General features: G+C 73.9%; 16 protein-coding genes. 9 read left to right on the top strand and 7 right to left on the bottom strand.

Going from position 1 to position 14,646, the window contains the following annotated elements:
• Nucleotides 1-50 precede the first annotated feature (50 nt).
• The 6 genes from L2C96_RS27390 to L2C96_RS27365 are packed head-to-tail and all read left to right on the top strand — an operon-like array spanning nt 51 to nt 3,522.
• Nucleotides 51-497, top strand: a complete 447-nt coding sequence (locus L2C96_RS27390) for an anthrone oxygenase family protein (RefSeq protein ID WP_237338291.1) — start codon at nt 51-53, stop codon at nt 495-497.
• Between the two features lie 26 nt (nt 498-523).
• Entirely contained in the window at nt 524-904 is a 381-nt protein-coding gene (locus L2C96_RS27385; RefSeq protein ID WP_237338290.1) for a DoxX-like family protein, read from the top strand.
• Nucleotides 901-1,707 carry a BtaA family protein gene (locus tag L2C96_RS27380; protein ID WP_237338289.1) on the top strand — a complete coding sequence of 269 codons (807 nt, stop codon included), beginning with the start codon at nt 901-903 and terminating at the stop codon, nt 1,705-1,707. The genes L2C96_RS27385 and L2C96_RS27380 overlap by 4 nt, the downstream gene beginning before the upstream one ends.
• Nucleotides 1,704-2,435 (top strand): DUF2071 domain-containing protein, encoded by a 732-nt coding sequence (locus L2C96_RS27375; RefSeq protein WP_237338288.1) that lies wholly within the window; start codon nt 1,704-1,706, stop codon nt 2,433-2,435. The genes L2C96_RS27380 and L2C96_RS27375 overlap by 4 nt, the downstream gene beginning before the upstream one ends.
• Nucleotides 2,435-3,121, top strand: a complete 687-nt coding sequence (locus tag L2C96_RS27370; RefSeq protein WP_237338352.1) for a class I SAM-dependent methyltransferase — start codon at nt 2,435-2,437, stop codon at nt 3,119-3,121. The genes L2C96_RS27375 and L2C96_RS27370 overlap by 1 nt, the downstream gene beginning before the upstream one ends.
• Entirely contained in the window at nt 3,121-3,522 is a 402-nt protein-coding gene (locus tag L2C96_RS27365; RefSeq protein WP_237338287.1) for a hypothetical protein, read from the top strand. Before L2C96_RS27370 ends, L2C96_RS27365 begins: the two co-directional genes overlap by 1 nt.
• On the opposite strand, the gene L2C96_RS27360 is transcribed toward L2C96_RS27365, so the two are convergent.
• Complete coding sequence (locus tag L2C96_RS27360; protein WP_039791221.1) at nt 3,485-4,171, bottom strand: response regulator; 687 nt, start codon at nt 4,169-4,171, stop codon at nt 3,485-3,487. The genes L2C96_RS27365 and L2C96_RS27360 overlap by 38 nt on opposite strands.
• Nucleotides 4,164-5,237 carry a sensor histidine kinase gene (locus L2C96_RS27355; RefSeq protein ID WP_020416691.1) on the bottom strand — a complete coding sequence of 358 codons (1,074 nt, stop codon included), beginning with the start codon at nt 5,235-5,237 and terminating at the stop codon, nt 4,164-4,166. Before L2C96_RS27355 ends, L2C96_RS27360 begins: the two co-directional genes overlap by 8 nt.
• Before the next feature lie 132 nt (nt 5,238-5,369).
• Between L2C96_RS27355 and L2C96_RS27350 the strand changes: the two genes are divergently transcribed.
• Both L2C96_RS27350 and L2C96_RS27345 read left to right on the top strand, forming a co-directional pair.
• Nucleotides 5,370-6,047: a hypothetical protein gene (locus L2C96_RS27350; RefSeq protein ID WP_237338286.1), complete on the top strand. Its 678-nt coding sequence runs from the start codon at nt 5,370-5,372 to the stop codon at nt 6,045-6,047.
• A gap of 38 nt (nt 6,048-6,085) precedes the next feature.
• Nucleotides 6,086-6,748 carry an HAD family hydrolase gene (locus tag L2C96_RS27345; RefSeq protein ID WP_237338285.1) on the top strand — a complete coding sequence of 221 codons (663 nt, stop codon included), beginning with the start codon at nt 6,086-6,088 and terminating at the stop codon, nt 6,746-6,748.
• A 94-nt stretch (nt 6,749-6,842) separates the two neighbouring features.
• Here the strand turns inward: L2C96_RS27345 and L2C96_RS27340 are convergent, their stop codons facing one another.
• Nucleotides 6,843-7,445 (bottom strand): hypothetical protein, encoded by a 603-nt coding sequence (locus tag L2C96_RS27340; RefSeq protein WP_237338284.1) that lies wholly within the window; start codon nt 7,443-7,445, stop codon nt 6,843-6,845.
• A gap of 318 nt (nt 7,446-7,763) precedes the next feature.
• Here L2C96_RS27340 and hisS point away from each other — a divergent pair, with 318 nt between their 5' ends.
• A complete protein-coding gene (gene hisS / locus L2C96_RS27335; RefSeq protein WP_020416696.1) occupies nt 7,764-9,050 on the top strand; it encodes a histidine--tRNA ligase in 1,287 nt (428 codons plus the stop codon).
• A gap of 872 nt (nt 9,051-9,922) precedes the next feature.
• Here the strand turns inward: hisS and L2C96_RS27330 are convergent.
• The 4 genes from L2C96_RS27330 to L2C96_RS27315 are packed head-to-tail and all read right to left on the bottom strand — an operon-like array spanning nt 9,923 to nt 14,630.
• Nucleotides 9,923-11,059 (bottom strand): epoxide hydrolase family protein, encoded by a 1,137-nt coding sequence (locus tag L2C96_RS27330; RefSeq protein ID WP_237338283.1) that lies wholly within the window; start codon nt 11,057-11,059, stop codon nt 9,923-9,925.
• Between the two features lie 30 nt (nt 11,060-11,089).
• Nucleotides 11,090-13,162: a xanthine dehydrogenase family protein molybdopterin-binding subunit gene (locus L2C96_RS27325; protein WP_237338282.1), complete on the bottom strand. Its 2,073-nt coding sequence runs from the start codon at nt 13,160-13,162 to the stop codon at nt 11,090-11,092.
• Nucleotides 13,159-14,130: an FAD binding domain-containing protein gene (locus L2C96_RS27320; protein ID WP_237338281.1), complete on the bottom strand. Its 972-nt coding sequence runs from the start codon at nt 14,128-14,130 to the stop codon at nt 13,159-13,161. Before L2C96_RS27320 ends, L2C96_RS27325 begins: the two co-directional genes overlap by 4 nt.
• Entirely contained in the window at nt 14,127-14,630 is a 504-nt protein-coding gene (locus L2C96_RS27315; RefSeq protein WP_020416700.1) for a 2Fe-2S iron-sulfur cluster-binding protein, read from the bottom strand. Before L2C96_RS27315 ends, L2C96_RS27320 begins: the two co-directional genes overlap by 4 nt.
• Nucleotides 14,631-14,646 lie beyond the last annotated feature (16 nt).

Here is a 14,646-nt window from a genome sequence, read left to right as displayed (position 1 = left end):
GCTAGCGTTGCCACATCAGCTAGCAACGCTAGGTTCTCGGAGGAGTAGTCATGCTCAACGCACTCGAGGTGCTCACCACCGTCGTCGTCGGCGTGATGGTGGGGGTGGAGTTTTCGGTCGCCTTCGTCATCAACCCGATCCTCGCCCGCCTGTCGGACGAGAGCACCCTGCTCGGCCGCGCCCACGGCGGCCGGATGCTCGGCGCCGTGATGCCGGTCTGGTACCTCACCTCGCTCGCGCTCGTCGCGGTCTGGGCGATCGCCGGGTGGAGTCAGGACGGCACCGGCCTCGTCATCACCGCCGGCGCGCTGCTGATCGTCAGCGTGATCATGTCGGTCCTGCTGCTCGTCCCGATCAACAACCAGAGCAAGACGTGGACCCCGGAGAACCGGCCCGCGGACTGGAAGCAGCAGTCGCAGCGCTGGGACCGCTTCCACTACATCCGCGTCGCCGTCATCATCGGCGCCTTCGCCCTGCTGGCCGCCGCGCTCGCCTGAGCCCGAGCGAGATCTAGAGTCGACCCGTGCGCGTGGGGGAGTGGGCGGCCCGATGGGTGCCGCCGGGGGCGGTGGCCGCCGTGTGGATCTACGAAGGGCTCGTCGCCAAGGTGCTGGGCGCCCGGCCGGACGAGCGGGCGATCGTCGAGTCCGTGCCGGTGCTCGGCGGGGCCGCCGGGGTCGTCCTCCTGCTGATCGGTCTCGCCGAGGTCGCCCTCGGCGGGTGGGTGCTGACCGGCTGGGCGCCACGCACCGCCGCGGCCGTGCAGACCGCGTTGCTCGCCGGGTTCAACGCCGGTGGCCTCGCCTTCGGCGGCGGGCACATCGCCGAACCGCTGAACCTGGTGCTGCACAACGTCGTCCTGCTCGTCCTGGCCTGGCTCGTCGCACTCCGGCGGCACCGGTGAACCCCTGGGCGGGCCGGCGGGGCCTGCTGTTCGGCTGGGGCTACGAGGACCCGGACGTCGAACTCCGCGCCCTGCCCCGCGGGCGCGTCCTCGCGATCGCGGCCGCCGGGGAGACTGTGTCCGCGCTCGCGCGCGCCGGGTACGACGTCACCGCCGTGGACATCAACCCCGCGCAACTGGCCTACTGCCGGGACCGCCTCGCCGGCGCCCCCGCGGCCACTGGCCGGGCCGAACGCCTGCTCGCCGCCGGGCGCGCCGCCCTCCGCGTGCTCGACCCCCGCTGGCGCCACGTCGACGAGGTCCTCCGCGACGGCGATCCCGTCGCGCTCCTGGAATCCCGCCGCCTCCAGGGCCTGCTCGCGACCGGGCTCGCGCCGCTGGGTCTCCTGCTGCCCGCCTTCCGGCACGCGATCCCGCCGCGCCTCGACCGCGTGCTGCTCGCCCGCGTCCGCCGGGGCCTCGCACACGCCCCTGCGGACAACCCGTGGGCGTGGCGGCTGCTCGCCGGACACGACGAACTCGCCCGCGACACCCGCGCCGCCGCCACGCTCGTCCACGCCGACGTCGCCGAGCACCTCGAACAGGCGCCCCGCGGCTGCTACGACGGCATCTCCCTGTCGAACGTCCTCGACGGCCCCGACGCGCGGTACGCGGCCCGGCTCGCCGCAGCCGTGCGGCACGCCCTGCGGCCAGGGGGAGTGGTGGTGTCCCGCTCGTTCCGCGAACCACGTCCCGGCGAGGATCCCGGCCCGCCCGACCGCTCGATGCTCTGGGGCGTAGTGGAAGTACGGAGGTGTCCATGACCGTGCTGAACCGGCACCCGCTGCCCATGCGGACCAGGTTCGACCACTCCCTCGTCCTCACGTACGCCGTCGATCCCTCGCAGGTCGCGCCGCTGCTGCCGGAACCGCTGACCCTGGACACCTACACCGGCCCGGACGGCGCCGAACACGCCTTCGTGGCGGTCGCCCTGGTCGCGCTGCGGCACCTGCGGCCGTCGGTCCTGCCCGCGCCGCTCGGGTTCCGCTCGGTGATGACCGGCTACCGCATCCTCGCGCGGCTGCGCACCCCGGGCGGGAAGACCATGCGCGGCTTGCGGATCCTGCGCAGCGACACCGACCGCGCCCTGCTCGCGCTCGGCGGGAACGTCCTCACCGGCTACCACTACCACCGCAGCGCGGCCCGGGTCTCCCGGCAGGACGACACGCTGCGGTTCACCGTGCGGTCGCGGGACGGGCAGGGCGATCTCGACGTCACCGCCGATCTCGGCGAGCGGGAACCGTTGTGGGACAAGGTGTTCGCCACCCCGGCCGACGCGCGGCGGTTCGCCGGGCCGCTGCCGTACACGTTCTCGCCGGACAAGGAGGGCATCGTGGTGGTCAAGGCGTTCCGCAGCGGCTGGCGACCCGAACCCGTCGGCATTCCGCGGCACGAGGTCGCCTTCCTGGGGCGTTTCGGCGGAGCCGTGCTGGCCAACGCTTTTCACGTGTCCGATGTGGACTACGGCTGGCACCGGGGTGAGCTCCGGTGATGCGCGGGGTCGCGCAGGTCCTGGCGTTCAACTGGCCGAAGGTGCTCGCCGGCGCGGTGGTCGCCGCGGCGCCGCTGCCGAAACCGGCGCGCGCCGGGGCGGCGTGGTTCACGGTCGCGAGCCTGGCGGCGTCCTGGTGGGTCTACGACGTCTCCGGCCTCTACCGGTGGACGTGGCTGCGGCCGGTGCTGCCCGCGCGGGTGCGCCGGCACGTGCTGGTCACCGCCGGGTTCGACGAGGTCTCGCCCACGCTGCCCGCCCTCCTGCCGGAGTCCGCCGGCGTGGTGCTGGACGTGCTCGATCCGCGCGGCCCGGTCGAGGCGTCGATCCGGCGGGCTCGCCGGCGCTACCCGGCGAGGGCGCTGCCGGTGCGGGCGGAGGCGCTCCCGCTGGCGACCGGCGGCGTCGACGTCGTGCTGGCGGTGCTCGCCGCGCACGAGCTGCGCACCCCGGCCGGGCGGGAGGCGTTGTTCCGCGAGGCGCGCCGCGTGCTGCGGCCGGGCGGCCGGCTGGTGCTGGTGGAACACCACCGCGACCTGCCGAACGTGCTGGCCTTCGGGCCGGGCGCGTGGCACTTCTACCCGCGCGCGGAGTGGGAGCGCGTCGCTGCAAGGGCGGGACTCGCGCGCGTCGCGTGGGTGCGGCGGACGCCCCTGGTCACCGCGACGGCGTTCGAGGCGGCGTGATGCTGGAACTGCAGATGCGTGTGGCCGGTGTGGTCGCGATCGTGCTGGGGCTCGCGCACCTCGTGCTGCCGCGGCTGCTCGGGTGGCCCGCCGGTCTCGTCGCGGTAAGCCCCCTGTCCCGGCTCGTCGTCGGCTTGCACACCGGGTTCATCGGGCTGACCTGCGTGGTCCTCGGCGCGCTGCTGTGGCCGGTCGACGAGCTGCTCGCGCCGGGCGCGCTGGCCACGACCGTGCTGGCGGCGCAGACGGTGTTCTGGGGCGCGCGGTGGCTGTGCGAGCTGCTGCTGGTGGGCCGCGTGGTGCGGGCCGCGCCGCTCGCCTGGCGGGCCGCGCACGTGGTCGGCCTCGGCGGCTGGGCGTGGCTCACCGCGGTTCCGCTGACCGCGCTCCTGACGCGGTGACGAGCCCGGTTTCGTAGGCGATGACCACCAGTTGCGCCCGGTCCCTGGCGTGCAGTTTCGCCAGCAGCCGCCCGATGTAGGTCTTCACCGTCGCCAGGGAGAGGTGCAGGCGCTCGGCGAGTTCGGTGTTCGACAACCCGTGCGCGATCAGCGTCAGCACCTCGGTCTCCCGCGGTGTGAGGACGTCGAGGTCGCGGCTCAGGGCCGGGCGGGGCGCGGTGGTCCGGGCGAACTCGGCGATCAGCCGTCGCGTGACGGCGGGCGCCAGCAGCGCTTCACCGGACGCGACCACGCGGATGGCGGCGCACAGGTCCGCGGGCCGGGTGTCCTTCAGCAGGAATCCGGCCGCGCCCGCGCGCAGCGCGTCGAAGACGTGCGAGTCCAGGTCGAACATCGTGAGGATCAGGACCCGCGCGGACGGCACCCGCTCGGTGAGCAGCCGCGTGGCCGCGATGCCGTCCATGCCCGGCATCCGCACGTCCATCAGCACCACGTCCGGCCGCGCCGCCTGCACGACCTCGACCGCCTCCGCGCCGGTCGCCGCCTCGCCGACCACCGCCATGTCCGGTTCGCTGTCCACCAGCAACCGGAAACTGCCGCGCAGCAGCGCCTGGTCGTCGGCGATCACCACCCGCAGCGGCTCAGGCAACGGGCACCTCCGCCGACGCGCGCAGCCACGCCGCGACGCGGAAACCGCCGCCCGGCAACGGTTCCGCGGTCACCTCGCCGCCGTACAGCGCGGCGCGCTCGGACATGCCCACGATGCCGTGGCCCGGCCGCACCGGTCCGCGTTGCCGGGCGCCGTCGTCGGTGACCTCGATCCGCACCTCGCCGGCGTGCGCCCGCACGACCACCCGGCACCGCGCGGGTGCGGCGTGCTTCACCACGTTCGTGACCGCCTCCTGCACGATCCGGAACGCCGCCAGCTCCACCGGCCGCGGCAGGTCCGGCGCGTCGACGTCCAGCTCCACCGCGACCCCCGCGGGCGCCGCCCGTTCGGCCAGCCGCGGCAGATCGGCGAGCTCGCCCGGCGGCTCGGTGTCGTCCCGCAGCGCGCTGAGCAACCGCCGCATCTCACCGAGCGCTTCGCGGCTGGTCTCCTCGATGATCCGGAGCGCTTCGCGGGCTTCGTCCGGCCGGGACTCAGCCACGTGGTTGGCCACGCCCGCCTTCACCGCGATCAGGCCCATGCCGTGGGTGACGACGTCGTGCAGCTCCCTGGCGATGCGCAGGCGCTCGTCGGTGCGGATCTGGTGCTGCCGCTGCAGTTCCAGCCGCTCGGCCTGGGTCCGGTGCGCGTGCGCCGCCCGCCCGGCCGCCCACGCCGCGACCAGCAGCGGCACCCCGAGGACATACCACCAGGCGGCGAAGCCGGCGACCGCGGCGACGGCGCACGCGCCCAGCAGGGGCAGCAGCGGGTCCCGGCCGAGCGCGACGACGTGCAGCACCAGCGCGGCGCCCGCGAAGGGATCCCAGAGCACGCCGAGGAACGCGGCCGCCACCGACACGGCCAGCACGAACACCAGCACCGGGACCGGCCACCGCCGCCGGACCAGCACGGCCAGCCCGATCACGACCGCCACGGCCACCGAGCCGCCCAGCCGCCAGCCGGTGTCGTCGCGCAGGAGGTTCCCGCCGACGGCGACGTCCACCGCGATCAGGAGCACGGCCGGCAGCACGGCGGCGGCGCGCGAACGCCATGGCGAGGGGCCCATTCGTCGCACGATATCCGGGTACCGCGCCCGCCGCGTCCGTCCACGGCGGTCATACCAGGGTCTGATGTCCGCGGCCGGAGTGTCCGCCGCGGTCCGATCCGCCGCGGTCCGGGCACTGGCAGGTTCGGCCGCATGACTCGTGAACCGCGCTGGATCGCCGGCCTGGCGATGATCGCCGCACCGCTGCTGTTGCTCACCGGGATGTTGTTGCGCCTCCCGGTCCCCTTCTTCTTCCCGCACCAGCTCACCGCGGCCGCCGACCACCCCGGCCGGATGAGCGCCGCCTACACCTGCGTGCTCGCCGGGACGCTCCTGTTGTGCGCGGCGGTGCTCGCGCTCGCCGCGCGGATCAGGTTCCGGTGGGGTTTCTGGGGCGCGGTTCTCGTCGTGACCGGGCTGTTCGCGCGGGTCTTCCACGCCGGGTTCGACCAGGCCGCCCTCGCGCTGGCCCGCCACCGCGGGGCCGGGTTCGCCACCGCGTTCGTCGGCGACGCCTACGGCGATCCGCACCTGTTCAGCTACCTGTCGTTCACGATCCTGCTCGGCTGGCCGGTGCTCGCGTTCGCCGCCTGGCGGGCGCGTGTGCTGCACGCGGTCCAGGCGGTGGGGCTGGCGGCGATGGCGGCCCTGCCGCTCGGCGTGCTCAAGGGGACGACCGTGCTGTCCCTCGTGGCGGTGGCGGGCGTGGCCGTGGCGCTCGTGCCCGAGGGGGTGCGCCTGATCCGCGTCGCGCCGCGGCCGGACTTCCGGCTGGTGGCCGTCGCGGTGCCGGTGGTGGGGCTGCTCGCCTACGTCAGCACGCTCGGGTGAGCGTTTCCGGGCCGGGCGCGGTGGGCAATCTGCCGGGCATGGCCAAGGTTCTCGTGCTCGATGTGGACGGCACGCTGGTGGACACCAACTACCACCACGCGCTCGCGTGGTTCCGCGCCTTCCGCGGCCACGGCGTGACGGTGCCCGTGTGGCGCCTGCACCGCGCCATCGGCATGGGCGGCGACCAGCTGGTGCCCGAGGTCGCCGGGCAGGAGGTCGAGGACGCCTGCGGCGACGACGTCCGGGCCAAGTGGAAGGAACTGGTCGACGGGATGCTGCCGGAGGTGTGCGCGCTCGACGGCGCCCACGAGCTGCTCCAGGCCGCCGACGACGCCGGCTACCGCGTGGTGCTGGCCAGCTCCGGCAAGCCCGACCACGTCGACCACTACCTCGACCTGATCGACGGCCGCGAGCTGGCGGCCGACTGGACCAGCTCGAAGGACGTCGAGGCCACCAAACCGGAGCCGGACCTGCTGGAGGTCGCGCTGGAGAAGGTGCGGGGCGAGGAGGCCGTGGTGATCGGCGACTCGGTGTGGGACTGCGTCGCCGCCCGGCGCATCGGCCTGCCGTCCGTCGGGCTGCTCACCGGCGGGTTCTCCGCGGCGGAGCTCACCGACGCCGGCGCCGCCCGGACGTTCACCGACCTGCGTGAACTCCGGGCGAGCCTGGGTGAGTTGCCGTTCGGGGCGTCGCCGCGTTGAGGCTTGGTTGCTGCTGGCCCGAGTGCGGCGCCGCTGACCAGGCACCGCGACCCCGCGTGCCCTCAGCCGTCGTGGCCCAGTTGTCCTGGCCGGGTCATTCCGCATCGTGCGGTGGCCGCGGGGAGGCGTCGATCTCCCGTCGTGCCGGGGCGCCGCCCGTGAGCTGCCGTTCGTGGGTGACCGTCCGGTCGAGCTGCTTCGCCAGGTGCGGGATGGTCGTCGAGGGCAGGTAGGTCGTGGCGCCGGCGTCGAGCAAGCGCCGGACCGGGCCGTGGTAGCTGACGCCGAGCTCCGCGTCGTCGATCTCGGCCACCACCACCCGCGCCTTCGGGAACGACCGGCGGAGGTTGCCGATCAGCTGCGGGCTCACCGGCGGCACCAGCAGCACGTCCGCCGTGGCCGGCGCCGCGTGCATGTCGATCACGATGTAGTCGGTGCCGAGCTCGGCCGACAGCTTCCCCCGCGCCGATTCCGACAACCGCATCGCCGTGGCGACCACCGTGACGTCGTCGGCGATCTCCGGCCCTGCCGCCCGGGGCGCGCCGCCCGTGCTGGAGATCGTCGCGATGACCTCGCCGTCCCGCGTGACCACGAGGTCCTCACCGGGCGGCAGGGCGTCGATGAGCTCCGCGACCTCCCGGGGCAGCCGCGACACGTCGACCCGGCGGCCGGTCACCGCCTCGCTCCGCGATGGCACCGGGGAACCGTTCGACATCCGCACGCTGCCGCGCACAGCACCAGGGTCGGCGTCATGGAACCCGATCATCCCAGACCGCGCCCGCACCCCGCGGAGATTTTTTTCCGCATCCGTGGTTTACCGCCCGGCGGCCGGGGTAGTCAGGCGCCGGAGTCGCAAATCCGGTGGACGCGCAGGGGTGCCGTCGGATGGAGCAGGAAGCCTCGGCCCACCTCCCCCTCGGCGGGCCGGGGCTTCCGTCTGTCCAGGGGTAGTGCACACCCGCCCGCACCGGCGCGGGACAATGGCAGGCGCACCCGACCAGCAAAGGACCGATTCATGGCGAAGGCCGCCGAGCCACCTTCAGGTACCCGCGACTTCCTGGCCGACGACGTGCGTCGCCGGAAGGCCGCGTTCGACACCGTCAGCGCGGTCTTCGAGCGCTACGGCTTCGACCCCCTGGAGACCCCGGCCTTCGAACGCCTCGAGGTGTTCGCGGGCAAGCTCGGCGACGACGCGTCCGCCCTGATCTTCAAGATCCTCAAGCGCGGGGTGCACGAGGCCAGCGGCGAGGCCGACCTGGCGCTGCGCTACGACCACACCGTGCCGCTCGCCCGCGTGATCGGCACCTACGGCAGCAAACTGCCCTCGCCCTACAAGCGCTACGCCATCGGCCCGGTGTGGCGCGCCGACCGCCCCGCGCAGGGCCGGTTCCGCGAGTTCGTCCAGTGCGACCTCGACACCGTCGGCTCGTCGTCGCCGCTCGCCGACGCCGAGACGCTGTGGGCGATCAACGACGCGCTGACCGCGCTGGGCGTCGAGGACTTCCGCTTCCTGGTCAACAGCCGCCAGGCGCTGCACGGCCTGCTGGAGGCCTACGGCATCCCCGAGGAGGCGGGCGCGAAGGTGCTCGGCAGCCTCGACAAGCTGGACAAGGCCACCCCGGACGCGGTGATCGCCGAGCTGGCCGACCGCGGCCTGGACACCCAGACCGCGGAGAGCCTGGTCGGGGACGTCGTCGCCACCGACACCGACCGCATCCGCAAGCAGCTCGACACCACCGAGCGAGGCCGCGCCGGCCTCGCCGAGGTCGACAAGCTCGTGGAGCTGACCGCCGGGCTGCCGTCCGGGCGGGTCGTGTTCACGCCGCGGATGGTGCGCGGCCTGGACTACTACACCGGCCCGATCTTCGAGGTCACCGCCGCCGGCTACCCGGGGTCGATCTCGTCCGGCGGCCGCTACGACGGGCTGGTCGCGAAGCTCGGCGGCCCGGACATGCCCGCGTGCGGCGGGTCGATCGGCCTGGAGCGGATCCTCGCCGGGCAGGCCGCGGCCGACGCCGAGGCCGGTGGCCTGGACGTGGCGCTCACCGTGCTCGGCGCCGAGGACGAGGTGCTGCGGCTGGCGAACCGGCTGCGCGCGCAGGGCCTGCGCACGGGCGTCTACCTGGGCACCTCCGGCAAGCTGGCGCGCCAGTTGAAGTGGGCGAACGACCAGCGGGCCCGCACGGTGCTGATCTACGGCCCGGCCGAGCAGGAGGCCGGCGAGGTGACGGTGCGGGACATGACGTCGGGCGAGCAGACCCGCGTCCCGGTCGACGAGGTGCCCGCGCACCTGCAGCGATAACGACTCGCCGGAGTACGCCCTCGCAGTCTCGCCGGGGGCGTTCTCGGCGCCTCAGCGCGGGGACGCCCCGACCGGCAGCTCGTCCAGGCTCGCCCGGAGTTCACGCAGGTCGCCGACGCGCCCGCGCACCAGCAGCGACCAACCCTCGACGTGGCGACGCCGCCAACGGCAACGGGTGACTCTGTCGTGGCTCGAGGGCTGGGTGTGCGCCCGGTGGGGTTTGCCGGTGGCTGGGCGGCGCGCGCCGGCGGGAGCGGTTGCTGTTTGCCGGGGGTGGCGCTGCCGTGGACTCGGCCGAGTGGCGACCTTTGCCGTGCCGGGAGGGTGGCTCGCGGGCGGCGGTGGGCGTGGCGCTCGACTCCGGTGGGGGCGGTTGTCGGGTGGTGCCGTGGTGGGTTGGGCCGGGTGCGCCGGTGGGGGCGGTTGCCGGGGCGATGCCGCGGTGGGTAGGGCCGGGTGCGCCTGTGGGGGTTTTGCCGGGGGCGGTGCTGCCGTGGGCTCGGCCGAGTGGCGACCTTTGCCGTGCCGGGAGGGTGGGGCTCGCGGGCGGCCGGTGGGCGTGGCGCTTCACTCGGGCGAGGGCGGTTGTGGGGTGGTGCCGTGGTGGGCTGGGCCGGGTGCGCCGGTGCGGGCGGTTGCCGGGGTGGTGCCGTGGTGGGCTGGGCCGGGTGCGCGCCGGTGGGGGGTTGCCGGTGGCTGTCGGCGCGGCGGCGCGCGCCGGCGGGAGCGGGTGCCAATCGCCGGGGGCGGGGCCGCCGTGAACGTGGCCAGCGGGGGTGCAGGCCTCCCGGGCTGAGGGCATGCCGCCAAGCGACACGCGGCTCGTCAGCGCATCGCCGCGCCGCTTGGCGCCTGGTGGCGGTCTCTGCCGATCAGCGCACCAGGCGGAAGAAGTTGCGGATCTCCTCCACCCACACCTCCGGCTCTTCGAGCGCCGCGAAGTGGCCGCCGCGCTCGGGTTCGTTCCAGTAGCGGATGTCGGTGTACCGGCGGGCGGCCCAGCGGCGCGACGGGCGCGGCACCTCGCGCGGGAACACCGAGCACCCCGTCGGCACCGGGACCGTGTCCGAAGTGGACTTGCTGAACCACTCGGACACCTGCTTGAAGCTCTCCCAGTACAACCGCGCCGACGACGCGCCGCTGCGGGTGAACCAGTACACGCTCACGTTGTCGAGCAGCTGGTCGCGCGTCAGGATGCTTCCGGTGTCCACCCACGAGTGGTACTTCTCCACGATCCACGCGCACAACGCCACCGGCGAGTCCACCAACCCGTACCCGACGGTCTGCGGCTTCGTCGACTGCTCCGCCGAGTAGCCCGACTCCCGCGACTCCGCCTCGGCCAGCGCGTCCAGCGCCTCCCGCTCCCGCGGCGACAGGTCGGAGAACGTCGCCGGGTCGGGTGCGGCGATCGGCGGCTGCACGTGGATCCCGGCCAGCACGTCCGGGTGCTGCTGCCCCATCGCGGTGGTGATGCTGTTGCCCCAGTCGCTGCCGTGCGCCCCGTAGCGCGTATACCCCAGCGAGGCCATCAGCGAGGCCCACGCGTCCGCGATCCGCTGCACGCCCCAGCCCGGCGACGCGGGCTTGTCGCTGAAGCCGTAGCCGGGCAGCGTCGGCAGCACCACGTCAAACGCGTCCGCGGCCGACCCGCCGTGGGCGACCGGGTCGGTCAGCGGCCCGATCACGTCCAGGTACTCCACGATCGACCCCGGCCACCCGTTGGTCAGCACCAGCGGCAACGCGCCGGGGTGCGGCGAGCGCACGTGCGCGAAGTGGATGCCCACCCCGTCGATCGTCGTCCGGTACTGCGGCAGCGCGTTGACCCGCTTCTCGAACGCGCGCCAGTCGTACCCGTCCGCCCAGTACGCGCACAGCGACCGCAGGTACTCCAGCGGCACCCCCTGCGACCAGTCGTCCACCGTCTCGGCGTCCGGCCAGCGCGTGCGCTCCAGGCGGTCCCTCAGGTCCGCCAGTTCACGGTCGTCGACAGCGATCCGAAAATTCTCCACGCGCCGACCATAACGAGACCCACCGACAATTCACGGCAACGCGGGCAGCACCTTGTCGAGCGTGATCGGCAGGTCCCGGATCCGCGCCCCGGTCGCGTGGAACACCGCGTTCGCCACCGCCGCGGCCGTGCCCACGATCCCGATCTCACCGATCCCCTTGACCCCGAGCGGGTTCACGTGCGGGTCGTGCTCGTCGAGCCAGTGCGCCTGGATGTCGTCGACGTCGGCGTTCACCGTGATGTGGTACTCGGCCAGGTCGTGGTTGACCACCTGCCCGAACCGCGGGTCCCACACGCTCTCCTCGTGCAGCGCCATCGACAGCCCCATCGTCATGCCGCCGAGGAACTGCGACCGCGCGGTCCGCGGGTTGACGATCCGCCCGGCGGCGAACACCCCGAGCAGCCGCGGCACCCGGATCTCCCCGGTGTCCGCGTGCACCCGCGCCTCGGCGAACTGCGCGCCGAACGCGTACATCGCGTACTCCTTGCGCGCCGGGTTGTCCCCGGTCGTCGCGTCGGCCTCGGCGCCGTCGGCCGGGTCGCGGCCGTACTTGTCGCGGAACGTGCGCGCGGCCTCGAACACCGCCGAACCCCAGGTCCCCGTGCCCGCCGAACCGCCGGCCACCGCCGCCTTCGGGTACGCGGTGTCGCCGAGCCGCATGTCGATCTCCTCGGCCGGCACCTCCAGCGCCTCCGCGGCGATCTGCGGCAGCACCGTCCACGCTCCGGTCCCCAAGTCCGCCGCGCCGATCTCCACGACGTACCGGCCGCCCTCGAACCGCACCACCGCGGTCGACCCCGGCCGCGTCGACGACGGGTACACCGAGGACGCCACTCCGGTGCCGACCAGCCAGCCGTCCTCCAGCCGCACGCCGGGCCGCGGGTCGCGCGAGTCCCAGCCGAACCGCCGGGCGCCCTCGCGCAGGCACTCCACCAGGTGCCTGCTGGAGAACGGGTTGCCCGACTCCGGATCCACCTCCGGCTCGTTGCGGATCCGCAGCTCGACCGGGTCGATGCCCAGCTCGTGCGCCAGCTCGTCCATCGCCACCTCGGGCCCGAACATGCCGGGGCACTCGCCGGGCGCGCGCATCCACGACGGCACCGGCACGTCCAGCGCGGCCAGCCGGTGCGTGGTGCGCCGGTTCGGCGCGGCGTACATCATGCGGGACGGCAACGCCGTCTGCTCCGCGAACTCCTTGATGCGCGAGGTCTGCTCGACCACGTCGAGCCCGATCGCGGTCAGCCTGCCGTCGCGGGTCGCGCCGAGCCGCATCCGCTGGATCGTCGGCGTCCGGTACCCGGCGAGCGAGAACATCTGCTGCCGCGTCAGCGCGAGCTTCACCGGCCGTCCCGGGTGGGCGCGCGCAGCCATCGCGGCCAGCACCACGTTCGCGTGCGGCAGGCCCTTCGACCCGAACCCGCCGCCGACGTACGGGCACACCACCCGCACCCGTTCCTCGGGCAGGCCGAACACCTTCGCGATGGCCTTGCGCGACGGGTGCACGCCCTGCGTCGAGTCCCACAGCGTCAGCAAGTCGTTGTCCCACAACGCCGTCGTCGCGTGCGGCTCCAGCGGGTTGTTGTGGTACATCGCGGTGCGATAGGTCCGCTCGACCGTCACGTCGGCGGACGCCATCGCCGCGTCGACGTCGCCGGTCGCGGTGTCCGTGGGGAACGCCGGGTTGACCTTCTCCGGTTTGTACAGGTCGTCGCGGTCCGCGGCAAGCTCGGTGTCGTGCTCGCGCTCGTCGTAGGTCGCGAACACCAGCTCCGCGCCGTGCCGCGCGGCCTCGGAAGTCTCCGCGATCACCAGCCCGATCACCTGTCCGCGGAAGGCGACCTCGCGGTCCTGCAGCACGGCCAGTTCGGCGTCCTCTGTGGACGCCAGCCGCTCGGCGCTGCGGTAGGTGATCACGTCCAGCACGCCGTCGAGCACCTCGGCCTCGGCGGTGTGGATCGCGGCGATCCGGCCCCGCGCCACGGTGGCCTGCACGGGGTGGCAGAACACCGGCGTGCCGGCCTGCGTCTCGTAGGCGTAGGTGGCGGTGCCGGTGACCTTGCGTGCGCCGTCCCGCCGCACCAGCGGTTCGCCGATCGCGGTCATGACAGCTCCCGGAGCACGGAGACCAGGGTCCGGGTCAGCAGCGGGACCTTGAACTCGTTGCCGGGCAACGGCTGCGCCTGCGCCAGCTCCTCCTCGGCCGCGGCGCGGAACGTCGCGTCGGTGGCCGGCGCGCCGCGCAGCACGTCCTCGGCCTGCCAGGCGCGCCACGGTTTGTGCGCGACCCCGCCGAACGCGATGCGCGCGTCGACGACCGTGCCGTCCTCGACGGCCAGCACCGCCGCCACCGACACCAGCGCGAACGCGTAGGAGGCCCGGTCGCGGACCTTCCGGTAGCGCTGCTTCCCGGCGGGCGGCGCCGGCAGGTCGATCGAGGTGATCAGGTCGCCGTGCGCCAGCACGGTGTCCCGCTCCGGGGTGTCGCCGGGCAGGCGGTGCAGTTCGGTGAACGGGATCGTGCGCTCGCCGTCCGGTCCGAGCACGCACACCTCGGCGTCCAGCGCGGCCAGCGCGACCGCCAGGTCGGACGGGTGCGTCGCCACGCAGTGCTCGGACGCGCCGAGGATCGCGTGGTAGCGGGTGTAGCCGCCGATCGCGGAGCAGCCGGAGCCGGGCTCGCGCTTGTTGCACGGGGTCGTGACGTCCTGGAAGTACACGCACCGCGTGCGCTGCAACGGGTTCCCGCCGGTGGTGGCCATGTTGCGCAGCTGCCCGGACGCGCCGGCGAGCAGCGATTCGGCGAGCACCGGGTAGCGCGACCGGATCCGCGGATCGGCGGCCAGGTCGCTGTTGCGCACCCCGGCGCCGATCGACAGGAGGCCGTCGCGCTCGGTGATCTCGGCGGAGGTCAGGTTCGTGACGTCGACGAGACGGCCGGGGCGGGCGACCCCGAGTTTGAGGTGGTCGACCAGGTTCGTGCCGCCGGCCAGGAACACCGCCGACGGGTCGGCGGCGACGGTGCGGACGGCGATGTCCGCGTCGGCGGGGGAGTCGTAGGTGAACGGCTTCATCCGGCGGCCTCCTCGATCGCGCTGACGATGCCGTCGTAGGCGGCGCACCGGCACAGGTTGCCGCTCATCCGCTCAGCGATCTCGGCGCGGGTCAGCGCGGGGCGGTCGCTCACCGCCGGGGTCGCGTGGCTCGGCCAGCCCTGCTTGACCTCGTCCAGCGCGCCGACCGCGGAGCAGATCTGGCCCGGCGTGCAGTAGCCGCACTGGAACCCGTCGTGCTCCAGGAACGCGCGCTGCACCGGGTGCAGCTCACCGTCCGGCGCGAGCCCCGCGGCGGTGGTGACCTCGGCCCCGTTCTGCGCGACGGCCAGCGACAGGCAGGACAGGATCCGGCGGCCGCCGACCAGGACCGTGCAGGCCCCGCACTGGCCGTGGTCGCAGCCCTTCTTCGGGCTGGTGACGCCGAGGCGTTCGCGCAGGGCGTCCAGGAGGGTGGTGCGGCTGTCGAGCGTCAGCCGGTGGGTGGCGCCGTCGACACGCAAGGTGATCTCCGCGTCCATGACGTGGGGCGTACCC

This window comes from Amycolatopsis tucumanensis (assembly GCF_021654135.1).
GTDB lineage: Bacteria > Actinomycetota > Actinomycetes > Mycobacteriales > Pseudonocardiaceae > Amycolatopsis_E > Amycolatopsis_E tucumanensis.
The sequence above is the reverse complement of the archived record's forward strand: the minus strand, read 5'-3'. Positions and strand labels throughout refer to the sequence as shown.